The sequence below is a fragment of the Acinetobacter haemolyticus genome (genome assembly GCF_900406815.1).
Classification (GTDB): Bacteria; Pseudomonadota; Gammaproteobacteria; order Pseudomonadales; family Moraxellaceae; genus Acinetobacter; species Acinetobacter haemolyticus_A.
Window position 1 is genome coordinate 1 of the sequence record NZ_OVCN01000010.1, and the last position, 26,429, is coordinate 26,429.

Annotated in this window: 26 protein-coding genes and 1 tRNA gene; 22 read left to right on the forward strand and 5 right to left on the reverse strand. The window is 39.2% G+C overall.

The features are described from left to right. The first annotated feature begins 126 nt into the window (after positions 1 to 126). The 3 genes from pabC to tmk are packed head-to-tail and all read left to right on the forward strand — an operon-like array spanning position 127 to position 2,614. The gene (gene pabC / locus DK207_RS08350; protein ID WP_109440770.1) at positions 127 to 939 is read left to right on the forward strand and encodes an aminodeoxychorismate lyase; all 813 of its coding nucleotides are present in this window, start codon (positions 127 to 129) and stop codon (positions 937 to 939) included. Position 940: 1 nt separating this feature from the next. Then, positions 941 to 2,017 (forward strand): endolytic transglycosylase MltG, encoded by a 1,077-nt coding sequence (mltG, locus tag DK207_RS08355; RefSeq protein WP_109440771.1) that lies wholly within the window; start codon positions 941 to 943, stop codon positions 2,015 to 2,017. Continuing rightward, positions 2,018 to 2,614, forward strand: coding sequence for a dTMP kinase (tmk, locus tag DK207_RS08360; RefSeq protein WP_109440772.1), 597 nt, complete (start codon positions 2,018 to 2,020; stop codon positions 2,612 to 2,614). Between the two features lie 496 nt (positions 2,615 to 3,110). On the opposite strand, the gene nadB is transcribed toward tmk, so the two are convergent. Further along, entirely contained in the window at positions 3,111 to 4,748 is a 1,638-nt protein-coding gene (gene nadB, locus DK207_RS08370; protein WP_171293655.1) for an L-aspartate oxidase, read from the reverse strand. Between the two features lie 374 nt (positions 4,749 to 5,122). Between nadB and DK207_RS08375 the strand changes: the two genes are divergently transcribed. From DK207_RS08375 to DK207_RS08430, 12 genes are all read left to right on the forward strand, one after another. Continuing rightward, a complete protein-coding gene (locus DK207_RS08375) occupies positions 5,123 to 6,499 on the forward strand; it encodes a Do family serine endopeptidase (protein ID WP_109440775.1) in 1,377 nt (458 codons plus the stop codon). Positions 6,500 to 6,612: 113 nt separating this feature from the next. Next, a complete protein-coding gene (locus DK207_RS08380; RefSeq protein ID WP_109440776.1) occupies positions 6,613 to 7,068 on the forward strand; it encodes an acyl-CoA thioesterase in 456 nt (151 codons plus the stop codon). Between the two features lie 153 nt (positions 7,069 to 7,221). Further along, on the forward strand, positions 7,222 to 9,039 hold the full coding sequence (lepA, locus tag DK207_RS08385) for a translation elongation factor 4 (protein ID WP_109440777.1): 1,818 nt from the start codon (positions 7,222 to 7,224) through the stop codon (positions 9,037 to 9,039). Positions 9,040 to 9,112: 73 nt separating this feature from the next. After that, positions 9,113 to 9,976, forward strand: coding sequence for a signal peptidase I (gene lepB, locus DK207_RS08390; RefSeq protein WP_109440778.1), 864 nt, complete (start codon positions 9,113 to 9,115; stop codon positions 9,974 to 9,976). A 29-nt stretch (positions 9,977 to 10,005) separates the two neighbouring features. Continuing rightward, a complete protein-coding gene (locus DK207_RS08395; RefSeq protein ID WP_109440779.1) occupies positions 10,006 to 10,383 on the forward strand; it encodes a DUF4845 domain-containing protein in 378 nt (125 codons plus the stop codon). Further along, a complete protein-coding gene (gene rnc, locus DK207_RS08400) occupies positions 10,352 to 11,047 on the forward strand; it encodes a ribonuclease III (protein ID WP_109440780.1) in 696 nt (231 codons plus the stop codon). The genes DK207_RS08395 and rnc overlap by 32 nt, the downstream gene beginning before the upstream one ends. A gap of 4 nt (positions 11,048 to 11,051) precedes the next feature. After that, the gene (gene era, locus DK207_RS08405) at positions 11,052 to 12,077 is read left to right on the forward strand and encodes a GTPase Era (protein ID WP_004640023.1); all 1,026 of its coding nucleotides are present in this window, start codon (positions 11,052 to 11,054) and stop codon (positions 12,075 to 12,077) included. A 15-nt stretch (positions 12,078 to 12,092) separates the two neighbouring features. Beyond that, positions 12,093 to 12,290: an NF038104 family lipoprotein gene (locus tag DK207_RS08410; protein ID WP_109440781.1), complete on the forward strand. Its 198-nt coding sequence runs from the start codon at positions 12,093 to 12,095 to the stop codon at positions 12,288 to 12,290. A 9-nt stretch (positions 12,291 to 12,299) separates the two neighbouring features. Then, the gene (gene recO, locus DK207_RS08415) at positions 12,300 to 13,007 is read left to right on the forward strand and encodes a DNA repair protein RecO (RefSeq protein ID WP_100833859.1); all 708 of its coding nucleotides are present in this window, start codon (positions 12,300 to 12,302) and stop codon (positions 13,005 to 13,007) included. 50 nt (positions 13,008 to 13,057) lie between these two features. Further along, positions 13,058 to 13,786, forward strand: a complete 729-nt coding sequence (gene pdxJ, locus DK207_RS08420; RefSeq protein ID WP_109440782.1) for a pyridoxine 5'-phosphate synthase — start codon at positions 13,058 to 13,060, stop codon at positions 13,784 to 13,786. A gap of 4 nt (positions 13,787 to 13,790) precedes the next feature. Then, positions 13,791 to 14,453, forward strand: a complete 663-nt coding sequence (locus DK207_RS08425; protein ID WP_109440783.1) for a tRNA-(ms[2]io[6]A)-hydroxylase — start codon at positions 13,791 to 13,793, stop codon at positions 14,451 to 14,453. A gap of 48 nt (positions 14,454 to 14,501) precedes the next feature. After that, entirely contained in the window at positions 14,502 to 15,182 is a 681-nt protein-coding gene (locus tag DK207_RS08430; protein ID WP_109440784.1) for a TonB C-terminal domain-containing protein, read from the forward strand. Between the two features lie 57 nt (positions 15,183 to 15,239). On the opposite strand, the gene DK207_RS08435 is transcribed toward DK207_RS08430, so the two are convergent. Continuing rightward, positions 15,240 to 15,315, reverse strand: a tRNA-Asn gene (locus DK207_RS08435). Between the two features lie 235 nt (positions 15,316 to 15,550). On the opposite strand from DK207_RS08435, the gene DK207_RS08440 reads away from it, so the two are divergent. Then, on the forward strand, positions 15,551 to 15,982 hold the full coding sequence (locus DK207_RS08440; RefSeq protein WP_109440883.1) for a hypothetical protein: 432 nt from the start codon (positions 15,551 to 15,553) through the stop codon (positions 15,980 to 15,982). Positions 15,983 to 16,186: 204 nt separating this feature from the next. After that, a complete protein-coding gene (locus DK207_RS08445; protein ID WP_109440785.1) occupies positions 16,187 to 16,606 on the forward strand; it encodes a GFA family protein in 420 nt (139 codons plus the stop codon). Positions 16,607 to 16,682: 76 nt separating this feature from the next. Here the strand turns inward: DK207_RS08445 and DK207_RS08450 are convergent, their stop codons facing one another. Next, the gene (locus tag DK207_RS08450; protein WP_109440786.1) at positions 16,683 to 17,918 is read right to left on the reverse strand and encodes a pyridoxal phosphate-dependent aminotransferase; all 1,236 of its coding nucleotides are present in this window, start codon (positions 17,916 to 17,918) and stop codon (positions 16,683 to 16,685) included. A gap of 212 nt (positions 17,919 to 18,130) precedes the next feature. On the opposite strand from DK207_RS08450, the gene DK207_RS08455 reads away from it, so the two are divergent. Next, on the forward strand, positions 18,131 to 18,310 hold the full coding sequence (locus DK207_RS08455; protein WP_109440787.1) for a hypothetical protein: 180 nt from the start codon (positions 18,131 to 18,133) through the stop codon (positions 18,308 to 18,310). A gap of 53 nt (positions 18,311 to 18,363) precedes the next feature. Here the strand turns inward: DK207_RS08455 and DK207_RS08460 are convergent, their stop codons facing one another. Together DK207_RS08460 and DK207_RS08465 are read right to left on the reverse strand one after the other, a co-directional pair. Beyond that, on the reverse strand, positions 18,364 to 19,524 hold the full coding sequence (locus DK207_RS08460; RefSeq protein WP_109440788.1) for a S8 family peptidase: 1,161 nt from the start codon (positions 19,522 to 19,524) through the stop codon (positions 18,364 to 18,366). Positions 19,525 to 19,650: 126 nt separating this feature from the next. Continuing rightward, on the reverse strand, positions 19,651 to 20,445 hold the full coding sequence (locus DK207_RS08465) for a hypothetical protein (RefSeq protein ID WP_109440789.1): 795 nt from the start codon (positions 20,443 to 20,445) through the stop codon (positions 19,651 to 19,653). Between the two features lie 399 nt (positions 20,446 to 20,844). On the opposite strand from DK207_RS08465, the gene uvrB reads away from it, so the two are divergent. From uvrB to DK207_RS08485, 4 genes are all read left to right on the forward strand, one after another. Continuing rightward, the gene (uvrB, locus tag DK207_RS08470; protein ID WP_171293656.1) at positions 20,845 to 22,878 is read left to right on the forward strand and encodes an excinuclease ABC subunit UvrB; all 2,034 of its coding nucleotides are present in this window, start codon (positions 20,845 to 20,847) and stop codon (positions 22,876 to 22,878) included. Positions 22,879 to 23,000: 122 nt separating this feature from the next. Further along, the gene (locus DK207_RS08475; protein WP_109440791.1) at positions 23,001 to 23,585 is read left to right on the forward strand and encodes a lipocalin family protein; all 585 of its coding nucleotides are present in this window, start codon (positions 23,001 to 23,003) and stop codon (positions 23,583 to 23,585) included. A 101-nt stretch (positions 23,586 to 23,686) separates the two neighbouring features. Further along, the gene (gene rarD, locus DK207_RS08480; protein WP_109440792.1) at positions 23,687 to 24,628 is read left to right on the forward strand and encodes an EamA family transporter RarD; all 942 of its coding nucleotides are present in this window, start codon (positions 23,687 to 23,689) and stop codon (positions 24,626 to 24,628) included. 252 nt (positions 24,629 to 24,880) lie between these two features. Next, positions 24,881 to 26,338, forward strand: a complete 1,458-nt coding sequence (locus DK207_RS08485) for a glyceraldehyde-3-phosphate dehydrogenase (protein ID WP_109440793.1) — start codon at positions 24,881 to 24,883, stop codon at positions 26,336 to 26,338. Positions 26,339 to 26,429: the final 91 nt, after the last annotated feature.

Sequence of the window (26,429 nt, forward strand, 5' to 3'; positions counted from 1 at the left end):
GTTATGCTGAATCGTTGATAAATAATAAATTTTCATTTCAATGTTTTAGTTGTTATAATTTTTTAAAATCAAAGGGTTATTCATTTAAAAACTTTGATTCTCATAAACTTAAAGGGTGCTTAGATCATGCAATGCTATAAAAATGGACAGTTAATTGATTCCATTCCTTTACTTGATCGGGCATTTCATTATGGAGATGGTTGTTTTACAACGGCACGTGTTTTTGATGGGTGTTTTGAGTTAAAAGAACTGCATTTTGCACGTTTACAACTGGCTTGCCAGCATTTGAGTTTAAAAACGGATTTATCTTTGATCGACAAGGTTTTTGAACAATTACAACAGCAATTTCAAACTTTAAATGGCACACTCAAAGTTGTGATTAGCCGTGGTGAAGGTGACCGAGGTTATAGTTTACCTTTGCACGCTGCTGATCTTTACGTATGGTATTACCCTAAAGTAACGCAAGCTTTTCAACCAGAATGGATTGAGAGTGGCTTATTAAATCATGCCATAGGTTTAAATATGCCACACCTTGTAGGTTTAAAAACATTGAATCGCCTTGAGCAGGTTTTACTTAAACAAGAAGCAGATCAACGTGGTTGGTTAGAAGCTTTAGTGAGTGATGTGCAGGGTTATATCGTTGAAGGGGTGAGCAGTAATTGTTTTATTCGTATAAATGATCAGTGGATTACGCCTGAACTTCGCTATAATGGCGTCCATGGTGTGATGCGAGCCAAAATCCTATTTCGAATGCAACAATACAATGTGACATGCGAACAACGTTGTATCGGCATGGATGAGATTGATCGTATTCAAAGCCTATTTTTTTGTAATGCATTGCATCCAATGCGAGCGGTTGTACGATTGAATGATCGCGCTTTAGCGCAACAACCATACCTTGATTTATTTGAAACTTTAAAACTTAGCCAGATTGATTAATATGCCGAAGCCACCAAACTCAAGCAAAAGTAAGAAAAAACCAAAAGCAAAGCCGAAATCCAGATTTACATTTAAAGCATATTTTGTATTTATCTGTGTTTTCACCGTGGTGGTCTTTGGCGTGATATGGGCAAATTTATTCAAGCCTTATCCAATGGAGAGTAAAAAACAATTATTGGTGATTTCATCTGGAGATACATATTCTCGTTTTATTGATCGTTTGGCTGAAGACCAGAAGGTGAGTTTTCCGATTATTTTAAAGCTCTATCAGAAATTTCTGATACATGACACGATGAAAGCGGGTGTCTATGAGCTGACCAAAGGAATGAGTGTTCGTCAGGTTTTGGATATGCTTGCCAATGCAGATAATGCCCAAATGAATCGAGTATTGGTTATTGAAGGTACAAACTTCAAACAATTGGTGCAGAAATTAAAAAATGATCCGAATGTGACCAAAACAATTTTAGATTTGCCACAAGATCAATTATTAAAAGCTTTAGATATTTCGTATGCTCATCCTGAAGGGTTATTTGCACCGGATACTTATTTTTTTGCGAAGGGTGAAACTGACAAGAAAATTTTAACAGATCTCTATCGTCGTCAGATGAAAGCACTGGATGAGGCATGGGTCAATAGAGCGGAAAATCTTCCTTATAAAAATAAATATGAAGCATTAATCATGGCTTCGATTATTGAAAAAGAAACCAGTTTAGATAGTGAGCTTCAGCAAGTGTCGGGTGTGTTTGTTCGTCGGCTAAAGGTCGGCATGCGCCTACAGACTGATCCAACGGTCATCTATGGTATGGGAGATAATTACAGAGGTAATATCACGCGTAATGACCTACGGACACCGACTGCATATAACACCTATACCATTTTTGGTTTACCTCCAACGCCAATCGCTTTGCCAAGTAAAAAAGCAATTGAGGCAGCTATGCATCCTGATGATTCACAGAACCTTTATTTTGTTGCTACAGGAACAGGTGGGCATACATTTACAACCAATTTGCAAGATCATAATCGTGCAGTACAAGAGTATTTGGCGGTTTTACGTGCCAAGAAGCAGGAGCAACAGTAAATGTTTATTAGCTTTGAAGGTACAGAAGGCGTAGGTAAAACTACACTGATTCGTAAAATTCATCAGTATTTTGAACAACAAGGTAAAGAAGTTGTATTAACCCGTGAGCCGGGTGGGACGCCTTTGGCTGAACAAATTCGGTCTTTATTATTGGCAGTCAATCATGAAGAACAAATGAGTCATGATACTGAGCTGTTACTGATTTATGCAGCACGTGCACAGCATTTACAGCAAGTGATTTTACCTGCCTTAGAGGCGGGGAAGATTGTGTTGAGTGATCGTTTTACCGATGCCAGCTTTGCTTATCAGTGTTCTGGTCGTGGCTTAAGTCAGGAAAAGTTGCAACTGTTGAATCAAACTTTTGTGGCGAAAATGCCGAATATTACCTTTTGGCTGGATGCACCAATTGAGTTGGGGATGACACGTGCGCGAGAGCGTGGCGCATTGGATCGTTTTGAGCAAGAGAAATTGAGTTTCTTCGCTAAAGTTCGTGCGGGTTATGAGACTTTGTGGCAAGCAGAGCCGGAACGGATCAAGCGCTTGGATGCAACACAGAATGCGGATGTTGTGTTTGCAAATGCTTTAAGTTTTTTTTAGTATAAAGATTATTACTCTAATAAACTTTTAAATATGAAATTTCATATAAAACAAGACTTAAGCATAGGGCTAAATTTGTTTTTTATGGCTATAACAAATATTCTCATTCTGTATATTTGTTATAGTTTTTTCACTAGACATATTTTTCATTTAAATCCAAATATTTTTTTCATTGTACTAAATGTTTTGTCATTTTATTTAGCTTTTAAACTATCTAAGTACAGAATTTTTATTCCAATAAAAATAACGTTCATCATGATTTTTTCTTTTTATATAGCAGCATTATGCTCTTGGGTTCTCACTAGAGAGTATTATCAATATTTGGGAGCTGAAGACCTATTAATATTGATAATATTGCCATTTTTAGGCTTTATATGGATGAAATTATATATAATCATTCCACTAATTATTGCTATCTATACATTTATGATTTTTATTTTAAATAGAAAGCATTAGTCTGATCTTATCTTTGAATAAGACCAGACTATTTAGATTTCTACTCATTCACCAACGGCTGTTCCACCTTAAAGTTTGGTGGAGTTAACACGGTCTTGCGAATTTCATTTGAAAGTTCTGGATAATCCAGTGTGTAATGCAAACCACGCGATTCCTTACGTTCCATTGCACAACGTACAATCATTTCCGAAACCAAAACCAAGTTACGCAATTCAATCAAGTTCTTGCTAACACGGTAATCTTGATAGTATTCATTGATTTCGCGCTTCAACATCTCGATACGGTGTAAAGCACGTTGTAGTCGTTTAGTCGTACGAACAATACCAACATAGTTCCACATGGTAGAACGTAGCTCATCCCAGTTTTGTAAGATGACAACATCTTCATCCGCATCGGTGACTTGAGATTCATCCCAAGACGGTACATCTGGAAATTCAAAGCCCGCATTGTGTTTGCTCTGTATATCTTCTGCCGCACTCATGCCATAAACAAAGCATTCAAGCAATGAGTTACTTGCCATACGGTTAGCGCCGTGTAGACCTGTATAAGAGGTTTCACCAATCGCATATAAGCCATCTAAATCAGTTTGGCTATGTTCATCGACGACGACACCACCACAGGTATAGTGAGCCGCAGGAACCACAGGAATCATATCTTTGGTAATGTCGATCCCAAGCTCAAGCAAACGTGCATATAGTGTAGGGAAGTGCTCAGTAATAAACTCAGGTGATTTATGTGTAATGTCTAACCAAACATGACGAATACCTAAGCGCTTGATTTCATGGTCAATGGTACGTGCCACAATGTCACGCGGTGCTAATTCCGCACGTTCATCAAAACGCAACATGAAACGTTCGCCGTCTGGTAAACGTAGATATGCACCCTCACCACGCATTGCTTCGGTAATTAAGAAAGAGCGCGCTTTCGGATGATATAAACAAGTTGGATGGAATTGGTTAAATTCCATATTGGCGACACGGCAACCTGCACGATATGCCATTGCAATACCATCACCTGTCGCAATGTCAGGGTTTGAGGTATAAAGATAAGCTTTCATTGCACCGCCACATGCAAGAGCAGTGAACGGTGCTAAAAAGGTATGAACTTGTTCGCTATCTTCATGCAGTGCATATAAACCAATTGCACGATTCGTTTGATCTTGATGACCGAGTTTATGTAGAGTAATTAAGTCAATCGCGATGTAATTTTCAAAAATTGTAATATTTTCACGTTCTTTAGCGCGCTCAACCAAGGTTGTTGAAATGGCTTTACCTGTTGCATCGGCAGAGTGAATGATACGCCGTTGGGAGTGGCCACCTTCACGAGTGAGGTGAAGTTGTTCATCCTCGTCTAAAGTGAATTGCACACCTTGTCCAAGAAGAAAATCAACAGAAGGTTTTCCGCCTTCAACTGTATGTTTGACAGCATCTAATTCACATAGATGCCCGCCTGCAATCATAGTGTCATTAATATGTTGTTGAATAGAGTCAGTTTCGTCTAAGACCGCAGCGACACCACCTTGTGCATAAAAGGTGCTGGCTTCTGTCAATGCCGCTTTTGCTAAAATCGCAATGTTGTAATGACTTGGTAAAGAGAGTGCAAGACTTAAACCTGCACCACCACTGCCCACAATAATCACATCAAAATGGTGAATTGTTTTTAAATCAGGCATGTCGATCTGCTTCAGTTTTAAACGTTCGCTAATGACACCGCTTTTTTATCAAAAAGGCAAGGGCTAATCTGCCTGAAATTGGGTGAATTTTTAGCGAATGCGATTTATTTGCCGATTATTTTTTGCTGAATGTGTCTTGATGATAAAACGATTATGTTTCAGTACATTGTTTTAATCTAGACTTAAGCTGTCCAGTATAAAACCTTTAAATGAAAAGTGAATGCTTGGAATTGTCTCCATAATTCATTCACATTTCATCATTCTATTTCGTTGTATACATTGAAAATATAAACATTTTTTTACGAAAAGAATGGTGGGGTTATGCTACAAACATAGACCATAACTTTTATTTTAATCATCAGTATGTAGGTTCTTGCTTCATGAAAAGTCGCTATTTACAACAAGGAATGTATGCTGCGGTATTTACGATAGCAGCTTCTCAAGTCAACGCTGCTGCGCCAGTAGATTTTTCAAACCTCGTTGAGCAGGTGAGTCCTGCTGTTGTGAGTGTCAATGTTGTCAAGAAAATGACTCAGGAAGAGTTGTTGCAGCAACAAGTTCCTGAAATTCTAAGACGCTTTTTCGGCAATCAGGTCATCATTCCACAACGACAAGGACCACAAGAAAAAACCGCATTTGGTAGTGCTTTTTTTATCAGTAAAGATGGCTACCTCGTGACAAACCATCACGTCATTGCAAATGCGTCACGTATCAGTATTACGTTGAATGACCGTCGTGAATTTGATGCTACTTTAGTGGGGAGTGATGAGCGTACTGATGTCGCTGTGCTAAAAGTACAAGGGGCAAATTTCCCAGAATTAAGAGTAGGGGATGTCAATCAATTGCGAGTAGGTGAACCTGTCCTCGCGATAGGATCACCATTTGGATTTGATTATTCAGCATCAGCTGGGATCGTCAGCGCGAAGTCTCGTAATATGAGTGGGGAAACATCCGTACCCTTTATTCAAACAGATGCAGCATTGAACCCTGGTAACTCAGGTGGGCCATTATTCAATCAAAGAGGTGAAGTGGTGGGCGTAAACTCTCGTATCTTTAGTGGTACGGGTGGTTATATGGGCTTGTCCTTCTCGATCCCGATCGATGTTGCGATGGATGTGGTTCAGCAATTAAAAGCTAACGGAAAAGTAACCCGTTCTTATCTAGGTATTATGCTGCAGGATATTGATCGTAACCTCGCCGAGGCTTATAAATTATCAAAACCTGAAGGTTCGTTGATTACTCAAGTTGCACCTAAGTCGCCTGCTGAAAAAGCGGGATTGAAATCAGGTGATGTGATTTTAAAAATTAATGGTGCGCCAATTTCACGTACCAGTGATTTACTTTATACCTTGAACCGGATTTCTCCGAATCAGACCATTCGATTGGAAATTTTGCGTGATGAAAGAGTTCGTACTATTTCTGCGACATTAGATACAGCACCTGATGATACACCTGCAACAGGTGATAAAAATAGTCCGACGAGTGGATTGGGGATGAGCATCCGGAATCTTACGCCAACTGAGCAATCTCGCTTGGATATTCGTGGTGGTATCCTTGTGCAAGAAGTACAACGTGGCGGTTTAGCTTCTTTATCTAATATTGTTGCTGGCGATGTCATCTTGCAAGTTAACGGCACTGCAATTAATGATAGTGCAAGCTTCGCGAGAGTGATTGCTGGCTTACCGAAAGGCAGTGTTGCCCGTGTAGCGATTATTCGCCAAGGACAACGTGCAATCTTAGGTTTGCGTCTCCAATAAAATTGCATAACGTCATAAAAACCACTCGATTCAGAGTGGTTTTTATTTTGTAATCTTGATGTGTTTGGACTACTGTATGCAGCAGCGGATTGAGGTAAGAAGTACAGCGAAAAATGAGTACGATTTTTGATTTAAGAATAACTGTTCGACCTGAGCATATTGATGTTCTAGGCCATGTTAACAATGTGATGTATGTTCAGTGGATGCAGGATGTAGCGGCTGCACACATTGAAACTTTAGGTTTAGGTGTGGCTCAATATTTGGAGCTTAAACATGCGATGGTTGCAGTGGAGCATCATGTCCAATATCGCAAAGCTGCACTTGAAGGCGAAGAAATTATTTTGCGCACTTGGCTAGACGATATTAATGCACTGTATTCTTTTAGGCAGTACGCATTTTATCGTGAAAAAGATCAAAGTATATTATTTTTAGGAAATACCAAGTGGGCGTGTATTGAGATTGCCACTGGTCGTCCAAAACGTATGTCCCCAAGTTTTATCCAAGCTTATCAACCGATTCCAACTGATTTAAATCCCTTGGATTTTTCCGTTTTATATGAGCAGATATAAATCATAAAATCATGACAGCGTGGTTTAGATCGGTAATAATTATTTTGAATACTTTGAAAGGTCGTTCTGTTATAATCCCCAACAATTTTGTTAAACCGTTTTGGCTCATAACTTTTTAAAAGTATAGGGCGATTTATTTTCTCAAGGTAACCCATGGCGCAAGCTAAAAAATCCGTAGATATCAAAAATATACGCAATTTCTCGATCATTGCTCATATTGACCATGGAAAGTCGACTTTGGCTGACCGTTTTATTCAAATGTGTGGTGGTCTGCAAGACCGTGAGATGCAAGCTCAGGTACTAGACTCTATGGAGCTTGAGCGTGAGCGTGGGATTACCATTAAAGCTGCATCGGTGACGTTGTATTATACGCATCCAAATGGTCAAGAGTATCAATTGAACTTTATTGATACCCCAGGACACGTTGACTTCTCTTATGAAGTATCACGTTCTTTAGCAGCATGTGAAGGGGCTTTATTGGTCGTCGATGCTGCACAAGGTGTTGAGGCTCAATCCGTAGCAAACTGCTATACCGCTATTGAACAAGGTTTAGAGGTATTACCGATCTTAAATAAGATTGATTTACCACAAGCAGAACCTGAACGTGTAATCCATGAAATTGAAGAAATTATTGGGATTGAAGCAACTGATGCACCGACATGTTCAGCAAAAACTGGCTTAGGTGTTGAAGGCGTTTTAGAGCGTTTAGTTGATGTGATTCCAGCACCTGAAGGTGATCGTGACGCGCCACTTCAAGCTTTGATTATTGATTCATGGTTTGATAATTATCTAGGCGTTGTCTCGTTGGTTCGTATCAAACAAGGTCGTATCCGTAAGGGCGATAAAATGTTGGTTAAATCAACCGGTCAAACTCATCCAGTTACTTCAGTTGGTGTATTTAATCCAAAACATACAGAAACTGACATCCTCGAAGCGGGCGAAGTTGGCTTTGTGATTGCAGGGATTAAAGACATCTTTGGTGCGCCTGTGGGTGATACCATCACTTTGGCATCTTCGCCTGAAGTTGCAACTTTACCGGGTTTTAAAAAGGTTAAACCGCAAGTATATGCTGGTCTTTTCCCGATTGATTCAAGTGATTTTGAACCATTCCGTGAGGCTTTACAAAAGCTACAGATTAACGATTCGGCATTATTCTTTGAACCTGAGAGTTCAGATGCTTTAGGCTTTGGTTTCCGTTGTGGCTTCTTGGGTATGCTGCACATGGAGATTGTACAAGAGCGTTTAGAGCGTGAGTATGATCTTGATCTGATTAGTTCTGCACCTACTGTAATTTATGAAGCTTTAACGAAAAAAGGCGACATTATTTACATTGATAGCCCATCGAAAATGCCTGATGGTTCAACGGTTGAAGATCTGCGTGAACCTATTGCAGAATGTCATATTCTTGTGCCACAAGAATACTTAGGTAATGTGATGACGCTTTGTATTGAGCGCCGTGGCGTGCAAAAAGACATGAAGTTCTTGGGTAACCAAGTGTCTGTTACCTTTGAAATTCCAATGGCTGAAGTTGTGATGGATTTCTTTGATAAATTGAAATCTTGTTCACGTGGATTTGCATCACTCGATTACAACTTTGTACGTTTTGAAAGTTCAGCCTTAGTTAAGGTTGACGTGTTAATTAATAGCGAAAAGGTAGATGCCTTAGCGATGATTTGTCACCGCCAAGATGCTCGTCATCGTGGTATTGCCTTGGTCGAAAAGATGAAGGATTTAATTCCTCGTCAAATGTATGATGTAGCGATTCAGGCGGCAATTGGTGCACAAATTATTGCTCGATCTACCGTAAAAGCCATGCGTAAAAACGTTTTGGCAAAATGTTATGGTGGGGATGTGTCTCGTAAGAAGAAACTTCTTTCGAAACAAAAAGAAGGTAAGAAGCGTATGAAACAAGTGGGAAGTGTAGAAATTCCACAAGAAGCCTTCTTAGCTGTATTGAAAGTAGATAGATAAAGAAAGATCAGGCTGGGAAAAGCATCGCTTAACCCAGCCCTAAGACGAGCAGTCAGACTGCGGGTGAGGGTTTGTGGATTTTGATTTTAATTTGATTCTAGTACCAGCGACACTTATTTTTTTCCTGGTGTGGTTGCTTGATAAGTTCGTATTCAAACAACGTGCAAATCGTGGGCGTAACCAAGAAAACTTTATCATTACATGGGCTTATGATTTCTGGCCTGTGTTGGCCGTTGTGCTCGTTTTGCGTTCTTTCTTATATGAACCATTTAATATTCCTTCTGACTCGATGGTCCCAACCTTAGAGACAGGCGATTTTATTTTGGTAAATAAGTTTGATTATGGGGTGCGCTTACCGATCGTTAATACCAAAATTATTGACGTTGGTGAACCTAAACGTGGTGAAGTGATCGTTTTCCGTTACCCACCACAACCGAGTATCAGTTATATCAAACGTGTAGTTGGTTTGCCAGGTGATCATATTCAGTTTAAAGATGGTCAATTGGTCGTAAACGGTGAACGCGTTGCTAAAGTTGTAACAGAGGTGAGTCGTGAAAAAGACGCTTTAGAAACCCCAGCAGTTTCATATTTTAAAGAAACTTTAGGTGATCATCAGTATTCAGTTCGCTATTTAGATGGACGAAATACACTTGTTGAAGCTTATCAGTTTGCTCAAGCCAAAGGTGCGGATTCATTCATTCCATTTGTTGCAAAAACCAATGATGTGTTTATTAATACACAAGGGCATAATTGGGATGTAACTGTACCAGAAGGCCAGTATTTTGCGATGGGTGATAACCGAGACCAAAGTGCAGATAGCCGTTTTTGGGGATTTGTGCCTGAACAGAATTTAACTGGTCGTGCTTTTTATGTATGGATGCATAAAGAACCAGGTCTAAAACTTCCAAGTTTTAGCCGAAATGGTAAAATTGATTAATAAATATAAAACACATAGGAAAGACAAAAATGCGTAAATCTCAACAGGGGACTTCGTATATTGCAATTTTATTTGGGGTGGTTTTATTTGCAATTGCTGTGAAAGCAGCGATTGCAATTTGGCCAGCATATTGGGATGACAAAATTATTGACAGTCAGATTGAAGGCTTATTGAAAGATAGTCCACAAAATACGACGCCAACCAAGTTTGCATCTCAGATGGATCAACGTTTGGATATGAATGGTGTACGAGATCTTCGCTTTAAGGATGTCGCACAAGCTACATATAAAGATGATTTGATCGTCGTGAAAAAGTATGAAGTGCGAAAGCCTTTCATGCTGAATATTAGTTTAGTGATGACTTTTGAGAAGACTTTTGACCAAAAATCTGCCAAACAAGCTCAATGATACAAGACTGCAAGCAAGGATAGGTTACCAATTTCAACAAATTGATTTATTGAAATTGGCTTTAACTCACCGCTCTGTTAGTCATAAACACAATTATGAACGCCTAGAATTTCTAGGCGATTCGTTATTGGGGATGATCATTGCGAATTATTTATACCATACTTATCCAACTGAAAACGAAGGTCGCTTGACGCGTATGCGTGCAACTTTGGTTCGACAGGAGGCGCTAGGTAAAATAGCCAATGACCTGCAATTGAGTCGGTCATTAATTTTAAGCACTGGTGAATTAAAATCGGGTGGTCATCATCGTGAATCTATTCTCGCTGATACGGTGGAAGCCATTATTGGTGCGATATATATAGACAGTAATGATCTCAACTTGCTACAAGGCATTGTGTTAAAATGGTATGAACCTTACTTCGACCATATCGAACCGACGGACCAACTGAAAGACCCAAAATCACGGCTACAAGAGTATTTACAAGCACGTAAAAAACCTCTCCCAGTTTACGAGGTTGTAGATATTCAAGGCGATGCACCCAATCAACATTTCAAAGTGGAATGTTTGGTTGATGGATTGCCGAAACTTCAAGGCGAGGGCTCAAGTCGTCGTTTCGCCGAACAAACGGCAGCGGCTGAAATTTTAAAATTATTGGAGCAATAACCTGATGTCTCATTCAAATGACAATAAGCCAGAAGCAACTGAACAGCAAGACGGCAATAACTTAATTGATCAATTCTTTAGTTCTCAAGGAACTACGATTCCTTCTGATTTTAAGAGCGGTTTTGTTGCAATTGTAGGTCGCCCAAATGTGGGTAAATCGACCTTGATGAATCATTTACTGGGTCAAAAATTATCGATTACATCACGTAAACCACAAACCACTCGTCATAAGATTGTTGGTATTGATTCACGTGAGAAATCACAGGCTGTATTTGTCGATACCCCAGGGATGCATAAAAAAGAAGTGCGTGCGATTAACAAGATGATGAATCGCGCCGCGCACTCAGCGTTGCGAGATGTAAATTTAGTCTTATTTGTAGTGGATGCTCAGAAATGGACTCAAAATGATGAGCTCGTTTTGGAAAAACTTAAAAATGCAGATATGCCTGTCATTTTGGTGATTAATAAGCTAGATACTTTTGAAAATAAAAATGAAGCTTTACCTTTGATTCAAGAACGTGCCAAGTTAATGAACTTTGCTGAAATCGTTCCTGTGTCGGCTTTACGTGGTGCAAATTTAGAACATTTGCGTGACACGATTGAAAAATATCTGCCTTATCAACCGCCATTGTATTCATTGGATCAAATCACTGATCGTTCTGAGCGTTTTCTTGCGAGTGAAATCATTCGTGAAAAAATCATGCGTCAGTTGGGTGAAGAGCTTCCATATGATTTAACTGTACAAATTGAGTCATTTAAAACAGAAGAAGCCACAGTCAATGAAAAAACAGGCCGTTTAAAACCGCCTTGTACCTATATTGATGCAACGATTTTTGTAGAGCGTCAAGGTCAAAAAGCAATTGTAATTGGTGATAAAGGTGCCAAACTCAAGAGTATTGGGATGGATGCACGTGCAGACATGGAAAAAATGTTTGAGCAAAAGATCATGCTGACGCTTTGGGTAAAAGTTAAAGGCGGTTGGTCTGATGATGAACGTGCTCTTAAAAGCTTAGGTTATAGCGATATTTAATTGGGTAAATCAGGTATGAAAGCAACAATCCGTGTATTCGCAATTGTAGTCTGTATGTCTCTACTACAAGGTTGTATCCATAAAGTTGTCACTGTACCTGTTAAAGTCGCTTATAAAACTACCAAGGGTGTAGTGAAAGGAACGGCTGCTGTTGTGGGAGCTGTGATTCCTGATGGCGACGAGGATGAAAAGGACCAAGTCAAAAAGGATTAGTGTCGCCTTATGATGCGTAATGAAGTCCTACATGGCTATTTGATTCATCATCGTAAATATCGGGAAAAGAGCCATATTGTGCATTTGTTTACACAAGAATATGGTCGGGTGGATGGAATTTTAAGACAAATTCCACCACCACAATATCAGCCGATTCGTTTACAAGCTACTGGAAAATCAGAGCTTAAAAATCTCACCAAACTGGAAATTTTGAATCAACCTGTATTTTTTCATGGTGATGCTTTTTTTGCAGGCTTTTATTTAAATGAAATTGTATTGCGCCTTTGTCCTTTAGAGGAGGCAATGCCGCAAACTTTTCAACAATATCAGCTAATTCTTTTGCAACTTCAATTATTAGCAACACATGAACAACCTTCATTGTTTCTTCGCCAAATTTTAAGACAGTTTGAGCATGTGTTATTACAAGAATTGGGTTATGCCATTGATTTTTCGATTGATGCTAATCAACACGTCATTCAGCATGAACAAAATTATCAGTTTCAATTGAATGATGGCTTTATGCCTGTTGCTCAAGCGTCACGCTCATCCATGGTTGGACGGCTTATTGCGACGATGCAAAATTATGAGCAAGGACAAGATTTTACTCACGATCAATTGCAATTATTGGCTAAACTATACCGCCAAATGATTAGTTCTTTATTGGGTGATCGACCATTAAAAAGTCGTCAACTTTGGATTCAAAATACACAAACTTAATCTATTTAAAGTATTAATTGCTTTAATTTGATAAACAATAGGATATTTTTATGGCTGCAATCTTGGGTGTAAACATTGATCATGTTGCAACATTAAGACAAGCACGAGGTACTGTTTATCCTGATCCTGTACACGCGGCTCTGGTTTGTGAACAAGCTGGTGCAGAAGGGATTACCTTGCATTTACGCGAAGATCGCCGCCATATTCAAGATGACGATGTTCGTCGTATGCGCCCATTATTAAAAACAAGGATGAATCTTGAATTGGCTGTCACCGACGAAATGGTCGCATTTGCTCAAGAGATTCAACCACAACATGTATGTTTTGTTCCTGAGCGTCGCCAAGAAGTCACCACTGAAGGTGGATTAGATGTGGTGGGACACTTTGAAAAAGTTAAGGCAGCAACAGAAGCATTGAAAGCAATTGGTAGTGATGTGTCACTTTTCATTGATGCTGATCTTGCTCAAATTGATGCAGCGGTGGCATGTGGCGCGCCAACAATAGAAATCCATACAGGCGCATATGCAGATGCTGAAACAGATGAGCAGCAACAAGCTGAATTGGCACGGATTATCAAAGGTGCGGAATATGCTGCCTCTAAAGGTTTAGTGGTCAATGCGGGTCATGGATTAAACTTGAATAATGTGGCACCTATCGCTGCAATTCCACAAATTCATGAACTCAACATTGGGCATTCAATTATCGCTGATAGTGTGTTTGTTGGTTTGGCTCAGGCTGTGAAAGATATGAAAACAGCGATTCAGGCTGCGGCGAGATAAGTAAATGAGTAGTGTAAATTATGATGAGTTGATGCAACCTGTGATCAAGTTTTTGGGTTGTACAACACCTCAGGCTTGGCTAGATGAAGCCATCAATAATTTAGATATTCTCATGCAGGATCATGCGAATTGTGAGAAAAAAGCAGCGGGGACAGCAATGAATTTGATGTTCCGTTATAGCTTTTTCACTGACTTACAAGTAAAGCTAGCACAGCTCGTACGTGAAGAAATGCTGCATTATGAGCAAGTTTTAGAATTTATGACCAAACGTGGTCAAGAGTGGAAAGGTTTGAGTGCTGGACGCTATGCAGGTGAACTGCGTAAAGAAATCCGTACTTATGAGCCTGAAGCTTTAATTGATGTCATGATCATTGGTGCATTTGTAGAAGCGCGTTCTTGTGAGCGATTCTATTCGCTGGCGCCCATAGTCGATGATGAGTTAGGGCGTTATTATCGCTATTTGCTTAAATCGGAATCCCGACATTTTGAGGATTATTTGGCTTTGGCTTTGGATGTTGCAAAAACAGCAAAACTTAAAGATCCAGAAGAAAATATTCAACAACGGATTGATCACATTCGTGAAGTTGAAAAGAACTTGATTTTAAGCCCAGATGATACTTTCCGTTTTCATAGTGGTGTACCAGCGAAGACTACTATCTTATCTTAATGAGATAGTAATCTTTACCTATAAAAACAACTTGCTTGAGAATTATAAATGAGGCTTTTTCCGAAAATAGTATGTGTACTATTTTGTATTTGGGGTGGGATTATTCATGCTAAGAATATTGAGTTTATCAATGTTGATCGTCATGTTATAAAATGGAAAAAAATACCACAAATTCTATTTAGTCCTTCGGTGCTGCAAGGTAAAGATAGGGATCTAAATGTTGTGATAGATGTAAACGAGAAGGGGGAGGTCGTTGCATTAAGAATTAAGGAAAGTAGTGGTATTTCAGAACTAGATGCTTTGGTTATGACTGAAATTAAGAAATATAGCCTCTATCCCTATGAAATAAATGGTAAATACTATCCTGTGCGTGTTGAGCAACCATTCAAATTCCTTATTAATTCTGATCAAGTCAGTGATCCAGCTTTAAAAGAAATTGATAGAAGAAAATTAATAGAAGATAGAATGCATAAAGAAATAATGGACTTATGGGACGTTCCTGCTGGTAGTGAAAATTTAAGTAATTTAGTGAGATTCAATATATCAAGAAATAATTCCATTGACTCTATACAGATTCTTCAGAGTAGTGGAAATAGAAGTTTTGATTTGTCTACGAGGCAAGCAGTGCGATATTCAACACTTGTGAAAAAATTGACTAATGATGAGAAAAATGCTTTTTTTGATGGGTTGGAATCAAGGATGATAACCATATCATTCCGAGCAAGGTGAATTATATTTTTGTGTATTAAAAAAGCCCATATCAATGATATGGGCTTTTTTGAATCTTGGCTCTCCCACCTGGGCTCGAACCAGGGACCTGCGGATTAACAGTCCGTCGCTCTACCGACTGAGCTATGGGAGAATCTGAGAGCCATTATAGGCAGCTTTTGAAATCGGTCAAGCTAAAAATGTCATGTTTCTTTCATTTTGATGCCATATGCTTTTTATTTGCACAATTGACGGTAAAAATCAAAAAAAACTTGAACTTTGATTTGGCTATTGTTAGATTCGAGTCAGAAAGAGCGTTTAGGTAAGACCTAAACAGTGTGGATTTAACTCTACTTGCCAGCACTAAAATGGCTAAACCGGAGGTCAAAATGACTATTCTTAATATTCAAACTATTTTCTCAAATTTCTCTTTTTATCAACAAAACTATCTCGATATTTTGCAGGATTCTGAGCGTTATTACACACCTGTAGAAAATGCATTTTTAAATACTTTTCCGTTTAAGCAAAATACCTTGTATTTAGGTGACTTGTTACAGCTATGGTTTGGAAATAAATGGAAAATTGAAAATTCTAGTAATTTGTTAACTCAAAAGAATTCACTTTTAGTGAATGACCAATCCCCATTATATTTATTTCAACTAGGTGGGGAACTTATCCTCGGTGCAAATACTGCATTAGCATGGTCTGTTGCTGAGCAGAAAGTAGTTACTGTACAAGTTAAAAGTATTTGGCAATATGCTGTTTTTAGTCATTTATGTGATCGTCCAAAAAATGTGAAGTGTAATAAGGCAATTGCATAATTGCCTTAGTTTATTTTTATGGGTGGTATCTTTGGATTAAAATGTAGCGTAGCGATGTTAGAAGTGTATCAATAGCACCCTGTGATAGCACTGCGCTGATGACAAGCTAAAACCTATATTTACAAATTATTCATTGCGAAAGAGATGAAGTGTTTTAAGCTATTTATTCATGAATAATAATTTAAACAAAAGGTAAATTTTAAAATGAATGGACGGTGTATTTGTGGTGAAACCACTTTTGAGGTGAAATTAAAAAATCATGATGTTCATGTCTGCCATTGTTCCATCTGTCGGAGACAGACCAGTGGTGTGATTATGACGGTTGATGTAGAACAAGGGAGTTTAGTGTTTTTAAAGCACGATCATCTTACCGTTTATAATTCATCAGAATGGGGAGAGCGTGGCTTCTGCAATGCTTGTGGTACCAACTTATTTTGGCGTACAAAGGATCAGAACTATTGCAATATTAACGTATTTTCTCTAGATGAATCACCGCAAGATTTAAAGTTAGATCTTGAAATTTTTATTGATAATAAACCTGAATTTTATGCTTTCCAAAATTCAACTAAGAAAATGACTGAGGCTGAAGTAGTTGCGTTATTTAACGGTGAGGCTGGGGAATAGGAAGGCTTGAGAACTGGACTAAATTGAGAATATAAAAAAAGAAGCTTCTGTTGAAGCTTCTTTATCTTAACTCAGATTATTGGGCAGATTTTTCTGCTGCAATCGAAGCAATTGCGGCATCAACGCCTTCAATTGAATCAGCTGCTTTTTTGATACGCGCTAAAGCATCCACGAGAACTTCATCAGCAGTGGCGTAAGAGATACGCATAAAACCGCCTAGACCAAATGCATCACCTGGAACGACTGCAACGCCAGTTTCCTCAAGCAACCATTCAGAGAATTCTGTGCAAGATTTTAAGCCTTTTGCACGAATCAATGGACGAATATTTGCATAAGCATAGAATGCACCATCAGCAGGTAAGCATGAAATACCTTGGATGTCATTTAAGCCATTAACAACTAAATCATGACGGCGTTTGAATGCTTCAATCATCGGTTGTAAAACGTCTTGCGGACCATTCAACGCTGCTTCAGCTGCAACTTGTGAAATCGAAGTTGGGTTAGAAGTTGATTGAGACTGAATCTTTTTCATCGCGCCAATGATTTTTGCAGGACCAGCAGCATAGCCAATACGCCAGCCTGTCATTGCATAGGCTTTAGATACACCATTTAAAACGATGGTACGGTCATATAAGTCTGGTGCAACAGTAGCAATGTTGTAAAACTCATCATCCCAGCGAATTGGTTCATACATGTCATCTGAAGCAACAAAAACTTGTGGATGACGGCGAAGAACTTCAGCCAACGCTTCGAGTTCTGCTTTGGTGTAGATCATACCTGTTGGGTTAGACGGGCTGTTCAATACCACTAAACGTGTATTTGGTGTAATAGCAGCTTCGAGTTGTTCAGGTGTGATTTTGAAGCGTTGCTCTTCACCACATTTCACGATCACTGGTGTGCCTTCAGCGATAATTACCATGTCTGGATAGCTTACCCAGAAAGGCGCAGGGATGATGACTTCATCACCTTTATTTAACAAAGCAAGGGCTAAGTTAAAGAAGCTTTGTTTACCGCCACAAGAAACCAAAATCTGATTTGCTTGATAGTCCAAGTTATTATCACGTTTCAATTTTGCAATAATTGCTTTTTTGAGGCTTGGAGTACCATCGACAGCCGTGTATTTCGTAAAGCCTTTGTTAATCGCTTCAATTGCAGCATCTTTGATGTGTTGAGGGGTATCAAAGTCTGGTTCGCCTGCGCCTAAACCAATCACATTCTTACCCGCAGCTTTAAGCTCAGCAGCTTTATTGGTTACTGCAAGTGTAGGGGACGGTTTGATGGCATTGACACGATCAGAGAGACGTACGTCCACGGCATTATTCCTTCTTATGGGATTAAAAAATAAAAAGCAGGTTATCTTAGCTTAAATAGAGCTTTTTGTGGTCAAAACTTGCCTTAATCGAATAAAAAGTTACCAAATTATAGGGTGGTGGTTGGCTTTTCTTTTTACATATTTTATTTTTATAAAATTCGCAAAAATCTATTACAATAGCGTTTAGAAATCTAGATTTCGAGAGAATTTCAATGAGTACTCAATCACCCAAGGCAAAAAAGGCTTTGGTTAAATTGCCATTTCCTATGCCATCTACTCAGGATGATTCTGAAGATGCAACGCATAATCAGGTTCGTCCAAAACCTGAGCAATATGCGGATCGAACCTGGATGCCACCGCGTGGCACGCGTCGTTCGATGGGAAAACGTTAAATCGAAGAAAAAAGGATATCTTAAAGATATCCTTTTTTTTAATACCCCTTCAATTAAGGTGCTTTATAAAGCAAACGATTTGGACTACCCGCTGAATCCTTTACGATATTTGTCGTTGCTTGTTTCAGCAAATTGGTTGTAATCGTCTGAGGTGTTGCGGTTGGGGTGCTTTGTAACATTTCGGCAACAACACCTGCTACATGAGGTGTTGCCATAGATGTCCCATTTGAAAGTCTAGCTGCAGTATTGCTGTCGTACCACGCCGATGTAATTTGTGTTCCTGGCGCAAAAATGTCAACACAACTGCCGTAGTTAGAAAAGCTTGCTCGTGTATCAGTATTGTCGATTGCTGCAACGGTAATCGCTTTGCTTGCTCTAGCTGGCGAGGAATTACATGCATCCGTATTGGAATTGCCCGCAGCGACGACAGGAGTATAACCTTGATCATAAAGCGTGACGATTGCATTATCTAAAGAGTTGCTTACGCCACCACTTAATGACATATTGACCACTGCTGGTTTTTTACCATTCTGAACGATCCAATCTAAGCCAGCCAAAACGCCACTGGATGTACCTGAACCATTACAGTCTAGAACACGAATTGGAATTAACGTTACATCTTTCGCAATGCCATACGTTGTTCCACCTACGGTTCCCGCAACATGTGTGCCATGACCATTGCAGTCTGCTGTCCCTTTACCATCATTGATCGCTGTATATCCTGATTTGACTCGGCCTGAGAATTGTTGATGAGAGGCTAATACGCCTGTATCTACAATATAGGCTGTAACACCTGCTCCTGTTTGTGTATAGCTATAATTTGTATCAAGTGGAAGACTCTTTTGGTCAGTACGATCTAGTCCCCATACTGCATTACTTTGAGTGCTACTATGAATACTCATTACAGTGTCTTGTTCAACAGAGAGGACATTCGGATTCTTTTTCATTGCCTCTACAAAAGCCTGACCCGCATTGCTGGGTAGCGAAATTGCAAATCCTTTCAGTACAGATTCATAGGTATGTAAAACTTTTCCGCCATGAGGTTTGGCCAATGTCGCTGCTAAATCTTTAGAAGATGTCTGTGTTTTATTAAAGGTTACAATGTATTGATCTTTGATTGGGCCATGTTTTGTTGAAGGGGTAGGTGGGGCTGCATTAGCAAAACTAATGCCAGTCGTAAAAATTAAGGCAAATAAAGGCTGCTGAATATTCACTCGAATCTCCATTTTTGTTGTATATCTATATTCTTATACTGGTTTGTCTTTTTTGTTCGTGCTGCTAATTAAGTTATGAGGTTTTTAGGCTTTACCTCCTGTTTGTAGTGATGAGTTTATGTGGATTTAGCGGCGATTAATCGGGTGTTGAATGGTTAAATCACCGCGCCATAATTTAATAAAATCTTGTTCATCGATATCGTAAAGTTCCATCAATGCAATAATCACGCTGACAAAAATCATTGCACCTTCTGAATTGCTTTGAAAATTAAATATTTTCCCATTTAGCTTGCCTAAGATATCTTTAATTTCATGTTCTCGACCCCGTCCATAGCGGTCGCGTGGATAAAGTTCTTCATTGAGTACAATCAAAGCGATCGCTTTTTCATTGGTCGATAAATTTGTTTTTGCCAAAGCTTCTTCGAAAGATTCATAGCCATGATCGAAATAGAAAATAACGTCATCTTTGATAAAAGCGTGAACGATTTCTGCCGTTAAATCGGGGAATTTAGATACGGCATCTTCCTCTATAAAGGGACGAAATGATTCAGGGAAAATAACATTTGAATGTATGCCTTTAAATAGAGGCGCTATTTCAGAGACTTTATATCCAGCAATACCACAACCTAATGCCGTTAAGAAATACTTCATTTTGGGATGATTCTTTGCGTAAACCTTAAAGTCATCAACATAATGAGCGATTTGTGACAGGGGCATTTGTTGCATATGTTCATTCAGTGTCGGAATTGCAAAGCTTTGTCCAGCCCATCCACGGCCGACACCTTTTACTGCCGCGAAGTGCTGGGCAGCAACGCGTGCAGCGCCACTGTCATGTCTTCCTGCTAAGTCACTACCAAAAACAAATACTGTATCTTCTGGAAGTTCAGTGACAATCGTTTCATCATGATATTGGTAAGACATATTTTTATCATAAGTAATTAAGTATTAGCTCATGTTGCAGGCGTTTGTGGTATGGGTCAAGTGATTTTAAGAAGTCAATGCAATATGACTTCCCCAATTTTGATTTGCTGCATAAATTAGGTGCCTAACTATAATATTAACCAGATTAAAACGGCTGACATTACGAGAAAGTGTTCCACTATTGGGCTGATATTTTTTGATGCTAGGGGCTATATAATTGATGGTCGAAGCACTGACACTAAATTGGCCACTAACCGTAGCATTCTGAATCTGAGAACGTGATGAATATGTGATTGCTTGAAAATTGTAGTAGTTTTTCGTCTTACTCGGATTTAGGGTTGTATCTGAAAGATTAATCTCAATATCATAGAACAATAAGAGCGTAGCAAGATGAAGAATATGCAAGAGCAAGAGTCTGGCCAACCATTTGAATTAGTCACCAATTACCAGCCAGCAGGTGATCAACCTCAAGCAATTGAAAAATTGGTGAGTGGTATTGAGCAAGGTTTTCGCAATCAATTGCTCCTAGGTGTGACAGGATCAGGTAAGACTTACACCATGGCGAATGTGATTGCACAAACGCAACGTCCGACTATTGTGATGGCACATAATAAAACACTTGCTGCCCAGCTTTATGGTGAATTCAAAGCATTCTTTCCAAATAATGCAGTGGAATATTTCGTCAGTTATTATGATTATTATCAACCTGAAGCATATGTTCCTTCCTCAGATACCTTTATTGAGAAAGATTCAGCAATCAATGATCACATTGATCAAATGCGACTCTCAGCGACACGTGCACTATTAGAACGTCGTGATGCGATCATTGTCGCATCTGTCTCAGCGATTTATGGTTTGGGTGATCCAAATGCTTATATGCAAATGCTTTTGCATATTGTACAAGGGGATCGGGTTAGCCGTGATGACATTATTCGTCGTTTAGTAGAAATGCAATATACCCGTAACGAGCTAGAGTTCTTACGTGGTACATATCGAATCCGTGGCGAGATTATTGATATCTTTCCAGCTGAATCGGATCAGGATGCTATCCGGGTTGAATTGTTTGATGATGAAGTCGATTCGATTCGTTGGTTCGACCCTTTAACTGGAAAGCTCGTTCGTAAAGTTCCGCGTGTAACGATTTATCCTAAAAGTCACTATGTTACGCCCAAGGATCATTTGACGCGTGCTATTGATACCATTCGGGATGAGTTAAAGGATCAGCTTAAATTTTTCAAAGAACATGACAAGTTACTAGAAGCGCAACGAATAGAGCAGCGTACACGTTATGATTTGGAAATGATGCAACAGTTGGGTTATACCAATGGCATTGAAAACTATTCCCGTCATCTCTCAGGTCGTACAGCAGGTGAAGCGCCACCTACTTTATTTGACTATGTACCAGAAGATGCTTTGTTGATTATTGATGAATCGCATGTGACGGTTCCACAAATCGGTGCAATGTATAAAGGTGACCGTTCACGCAAAGAAAATTTGGTGAATTACGGTTTCCGTTTGCCGAGTGCTTTAGATAATCGTCCGATGAAGTTTGAAGAGTGGGAGCGTATTGTTCCGACAACCGTATTCGTCAGTGCAACGCCAGCCTTATATGAATTGGAAAAATCTGAGCAGGTGGTGGAGCAGGTGGTGCGTCCAACAGGATTGATTGATCCTGAAATTGAAGTGCGTCCAGTATTGACCCAAGTAGATGATGTATTGTCTGAGATTAACATCCGCAGACAGTTGAACGAGCGGGTTCTGGTTACAACCTTAACCAAGCGCATGGCTGAAGATTTAACTTCATATTTGAAAGAGTATGGCGTAAAGGTTGCCTATCTACATTCTGATATTGATACGGTTGAACGCGTTAAAATCATTCACGAACTTCGGACAGGTGTGCACGATGTCCTCGTAGGGATTAATTTATTGCGTGAAGGTTTGGACATGCCTGAGGTTTCTTTGGTTGCTATTCTCGATGCCGATAAAGAAGGCTTCTTGCGTTCAGAACGGTCACTGATCCAGACCATTGGTCGTGCAGCGCGTAATGTAAAAGGTAAAGCAATTTTATACGCAGATCGTATTACTGATTCTATGCGTAAAGCGATTGATGAAACCGAGCGCCGCCGTAATAAGCAGATTGAGTTTAATGAATTGCATGGCATTACGCCGCGCAGTGCAGTGCGTCAAACCATCAAGGAAATTGATACGGGTGAGGTTCTCACCGATGATGAAATTGATGAAAAAATACTAGAACAAGCTCACTCCATTAGTGCGGATGAACAACATTTACTCTCTGATCCAAAGCTGTTTGCAAAACATATCAGTAAATTGGAAAAGGAAATGCTGAAAGCATCAAAAGAGTTGCAGTTTGAACAAGCTGCTAGACTACGTGATGAAATAGTTCGTTTAAAAGCACATATGTTGCAATCTTAACAAATGAAGGGAATTCCTCAAAAAGTGATACATATCGCAACAGTTTTTGTTTATAAAATAGACTAGTTTTATTAGTTAACTATATGACTACTTTATAACAAATTATGTTTTGAGGATTTCTCATGCCATTTATTAAAAATATCCCAAAAGCAAGTTGGCGCCTAGCAAAAATTGCAGTGGGTGGTGCGGTTTTGACTGGATTGGCGGTAGGCACACTTGCCTATGCACAAACGAAACCCTTAGCGACAGTTGAAAAAGTTGAATTAGATAGATATCTCGGGGTTTGGTATGAAGTCGCTCGAAAACCTATATATTTTGAGCGAAAGTGTGCCTATAACATTACCGCAACCTATACGATCAATGAGAACGGTAATATTGTTGTCGATAATAAATGTTTTGATAGTAATGGAAATTTACAGCAAAGTTTAGGGGAAGCTTTTGTTGCTAATGCACCATTTAATAGTAAATTAAAAGTAAGTTTTTTACCCGAAGGTGTGCGATGGATACCAATCGGTCGTGGTGACTATTGGGTTTTAAAGTTGAATGAAGATTATCAAACAGTATTGGTCGGTGAACCCCGTCGAAAATATTTATGGGTGTTATCACGAACTCCAAATCCGAGTAAAGAAGTTATCCTTGAATATTTAAATTATGCCAAGTCGGTTGGTTATGATATTGGCGATATTATTTATCCTGAGCATCGTTAAATAAGTTAAATTTATTTAAACCATGCTTGCATGGTTTTTTTATTTTCATATAGTGGACAAATCAAGTTCTTTATAAAATTTTCCCACTTTAGAGGTTTACGATGTTTAAAGGAATTGCTTATTCAGTTTTGGCATCTGTAACTTTTGGGGTTCTGTACTACTATACTCAATTACTTGGCGCCTTTGATAGCGAACAGACCTTTGGCTGGCGTGTTATTGCGACCTTGCCATTTTTAACCTTGTTTATGTGGTTCAGTGGGGATTTCTTTCATATCAAAGCCATTTTTAAAAGAGTGATTGCCACACCCAGTTTATTATTGTTGTTGATCATTACCTCCATACTTACTTCATTGCAATTATGGTTGTTTTTATGGGGACCGATGCATGGACGTGGACTACAAGTTTCCTTGGGTTACTTCCTTTTGCCTCTGGTCTTGGTGTTGGCTGGTAGCGTGCTATACGGAGAAAAGCTTTCAAAGTTTCAAGCATTAGCTGTTTTTCTCGCCGTATTGGGAGTGGGGCATGAAATATGGCGTTTGGGAAGTATTGCTTGGGAAACGGCATTAGTTGCGATCGGTTATACCGCATATTTCGTGATTCGAAAGCAAATTAAGACAGATAACTTGGGTGGATTTTGGTGGGATATGTTAATTATTCTGCCCGTTGCGATTTTCTTCACTCAAACTGGGGATACGCCATATTTCAAGTTTCTAGATCAGCCAAGTTTAGTTCTTGTGGTAATGGGACTTGGTTTGCTGAGTGCGATTGGTTTGGGGAGTTATCTTCTTGCAAGTCGCTATTTACCGTTGATTATTTTTGGTCTGTTGGGATATTTGGAACCAGTTTTGTTGGCACTGGTTTCATTTGCACTGGGAGAAAAAATTGGTTCAGAAGAATGGCTGACTTATATTCTCATCTGGTTGGCCGTCTTAGTGCTTGTAGTTGAAGGGGCTGTTCATCTCGTACAACAGAAACGACGAAAACAGCAGCTTGAATTAAATCTCAAATATTATCCAAAGCGGCTTAACAATGAGGAAGACTGATTCAATACTCCAGATCATATCGCCAAAATGATCATCATGCTTTTTTATAGCGGTTGCTATTGCGATGATAGGAAAAGATTATTAACCAAAATCACAAAAATAATTATAGGTATTTTATGAATTTATAGTCAATTGGCACAAAATCTTAGCTCGTTTAGCAGCTTTTGATTCAATCTTGATGATAATTCTATTACAATTATGGCGTTTTAAAATTTCACGCCCAGTATAGATATTAAATTAGAGGACGTAACTGTGAGCAAAGACACTATCGTTGCCCTACATGCAGAACACCAAGGTCGTTGGAAAAACCGTGAAGAAATCGCGGAACGTATGATTGCCTTGATTGGTCAATTGTACCGTGAGAAAAATATTGTTGTTTCTGTTTACGGACGTTCTTTAATTAACCGTTCAGTAATCCAAATCTTAAAATCACATCGCCGTACTCGTATGCTTGATGTTGAGCTTTCAGTTGTAAATACCTTCCCAATCTTGGAAGCGTTAATGAAAGTGGAAAACATTGGTTCTGCTGAAGTTGATATCGGTAAACTCGCGGTTGAATATAAAAATGAAGGCGGTGATGTAGACGCTTTTGTTGCTAACGCTGTTGCTTCGATCCAAGGTAAGGCAACTGCGGTTGAACCTAAAGATGTTGTTCTTTACGGTTTTGGTCGTATTGGTCGTATTCTAGCGCGTTTAATTATCAGTCAATCTGGTTTAGGTCGTGGTTTAAGCCTTAAAGCGATTGTTGTACGTAAATCATCTGACGGTGATTTGGCAAAACGTGCTTCTTTATTACGTCGTGATTCTATTCACGGTACGTTCGATGGCACTATTTCTGTTGATGAAGAAAACGAAGCAATTATTGCAAATGGTCAATTCATCAAAGTAATTTATGCATCAAGCCCAAGCGAAGTTGATTACACTGCTTACGGTATTGAAAATGCTCTTTTGATCGACAATACAGGTAAATGGCGTGATGCTGAAGGTTTAAGCCAACACTTGAAATGCGCTGGCGTTGCACGTGTAGTGTTAACAGCACCAAGTAAAGGCGAAATGAAAAACGTTGTATATGGTGTAAACAACACTGACATCTTAGATGAAGACAAAATCATCTCTGCTGCAAGCTGTACTACTAACGCAATTACACCTGTATTAAAAGTTTTAGACGACAAATACAAAGTATTAAATGGTCACGTGGAAACTGTTCACTCGTTCACAAACGACCAAAACTTGATTGATAACTATCATAAAGCTGACCGTCGTGGCCGTGCAGCGACTTTAAACATGGTTATTACTGAAACAGGTGCAGCGAAAGCTGTTGCGAAAGCATTGCCTGCGCTTAAAGGTAAGTTGACAGGTAACTCTGTACGTGTTCCAACACCTAACGTTTCTCTTGCAATCTTGAACTTGAACTTAGAGAAAGAAGTTGATCGTGAAGAAGTGAACGAATACATTCGTCAAATCTCGATTAACTCTAATTTGCAAGGTCAAATCGGTTATACCAACTCAACTGAAGTTGTATCAAGTGACTTCATTGGTTCGCGTACTGCGGGTGTGTTTGATGCGCAAGCAACAATTACTTCAGGTACACGTTTAACTGCTTATGTTTGGTACGACAATGAAGTAGGTTATAGCTGCCAAGTGTTGCGTATCGCTGAACAAATGTGTGGTGTAAGCTATACAAAAGTTCCAGCTGAAACAAATGCATAATATTTGTTGGTAAAGCTATACAAAAAAGCCCAGTTACCGCTGGGCTTTTTTATTGACTGTACAGAATCTATGCTGATTTAAACAAAAAAAT

Bases quoted from the DNA above. Each gene is read 5' to 3' on its own strand.
- recO (WP_100833859.1), top strand. From the start codon at position 12,300: ATGATGCGTAATGAAGTCCTACATGGCTATTTGATTCATCATCGTAAA.
- pabC (WP_109440770.1), top strand. From the start codon at position 127: ATGCAATGCTATAAAAATGGACAGTTAATTGATTCCATTCCTTTACTT.
- DK207_RS08445 (WP_109440785.1), top strand. From the start codon at position 16,187: ATGAATGGACGGTGTATTTGTGGTGAAACCACTTTTGAGGTGAAATTA.
- rarD (WP_109440792.1), top strand. From the start codon at position 23,687: ATGTTTAAAGGAATTGCTTATTCAGTTTTGGCATCTGTAACTTTTGGG.
- era (WP_004640023.1), top strand. From the start codon at position 11,052: ATGTCTCATTCAAATGACAATAAGCCAGAAGCAACTGAACAGCAAGAC.
- mltG (WP_109440771.1), top strand. From the start codon at position 941: ATGCCGAAGCCACCAAACTCAAGCAAAAGTAAGAAAAAACCAAAAGCA.
- DK207_RS08410 (WP_109440781.1), top strand. From the start codon at position 12,093: ATGAAAGCAACAATCCGTGTATTCGCAATTGTAGTCTGTATGTCTCTA.
- lepA (WP_109440777.1), top strand. From the start codon at position 7,222: ATGGCGCAAGCTAAAAAATCCGTAGATATCAAAAATATACGCAATTTC.
- pdxJ (WP_109440782.1), top strand. From the start codon at position 13,058: ATGGCTGCAATCTTGGGTGTAAACATTGATCATGTTGCAACATTAAGA.
- DK207_RS08475 (WP_109440791.1), top strand. From the start codon at position 23,001: ATGCCATTTATTAAAAATATCCCAAAAGCAAGTTGGCGCCTAGCAAAA.
- DK207_RS08430 (WP_109440784.1), top strand. From the start codon at position 14,502: ATGAGGCTTTTTCCGAAAATAGTATGTGTACTATTTTGTATTTGGGGT.
- DK207_RS08440 (WP_109440883.1), top strand. From the start codon at position 15,551: ATGACTATTCTTAATATTCAAACTATTTTCTCAAATTTCTCTTTTTAT.
- DK207_RS08425 (WP_109440783.1), top strand. From the start codon at position 13,791: ATGAGTAGTGTAAATTATGATGAGTTGATGCAACCTGTGATCAAGTTT.
- uvrB (WP_171293656.1), top strand. From the start codon at position 20,845: ATGCAAGAGCAAGAGTCTGGCCAACCATTTGAATTAGTCACCAATTAC.
- DK207_RS08375 (WP_109440775.1), top strand. From the start codon at position 5,123: ATGAAAAGTCGCTATTTACAACAAGGAATGTATGCTGCGGTATTTACG.
- DK207_RS08465 (WP_109440789.1), bottom strand. From the start codon at position 20,445: ATGTCTTACCAATATCATGATGAAACGATTGTCACTGAACTTCCAGAA.
- DK207_RS08380 (WP_109440776.1), top strand. From the start codon at position 6,613: ATGAGTACGATTTTTGATTTAAGAATAACTGTTCGACCTGAGCATATT.
- DK207_RS08455 (WP_109440787.1), top strand. From the start codon at position 18,131: ATGAGTACTCAATCACCCAAGGCAAAAAAGGCTTTGGTTAAATTGCCA.
- tmk (WP_109440772.1), top strand. From the start codon at position 2,018: ATGTTTATTAGCTTTGAAGGTACAGAAGGCGTAGGTAAAACTACACTG.
- DK207_RS08395 (WP_109440779.1), top strand. From the start codon at position 10,006: ATGCGTAAATCTCAACAGGGGACTTCGTATATTGCAATTTTATTTGGG.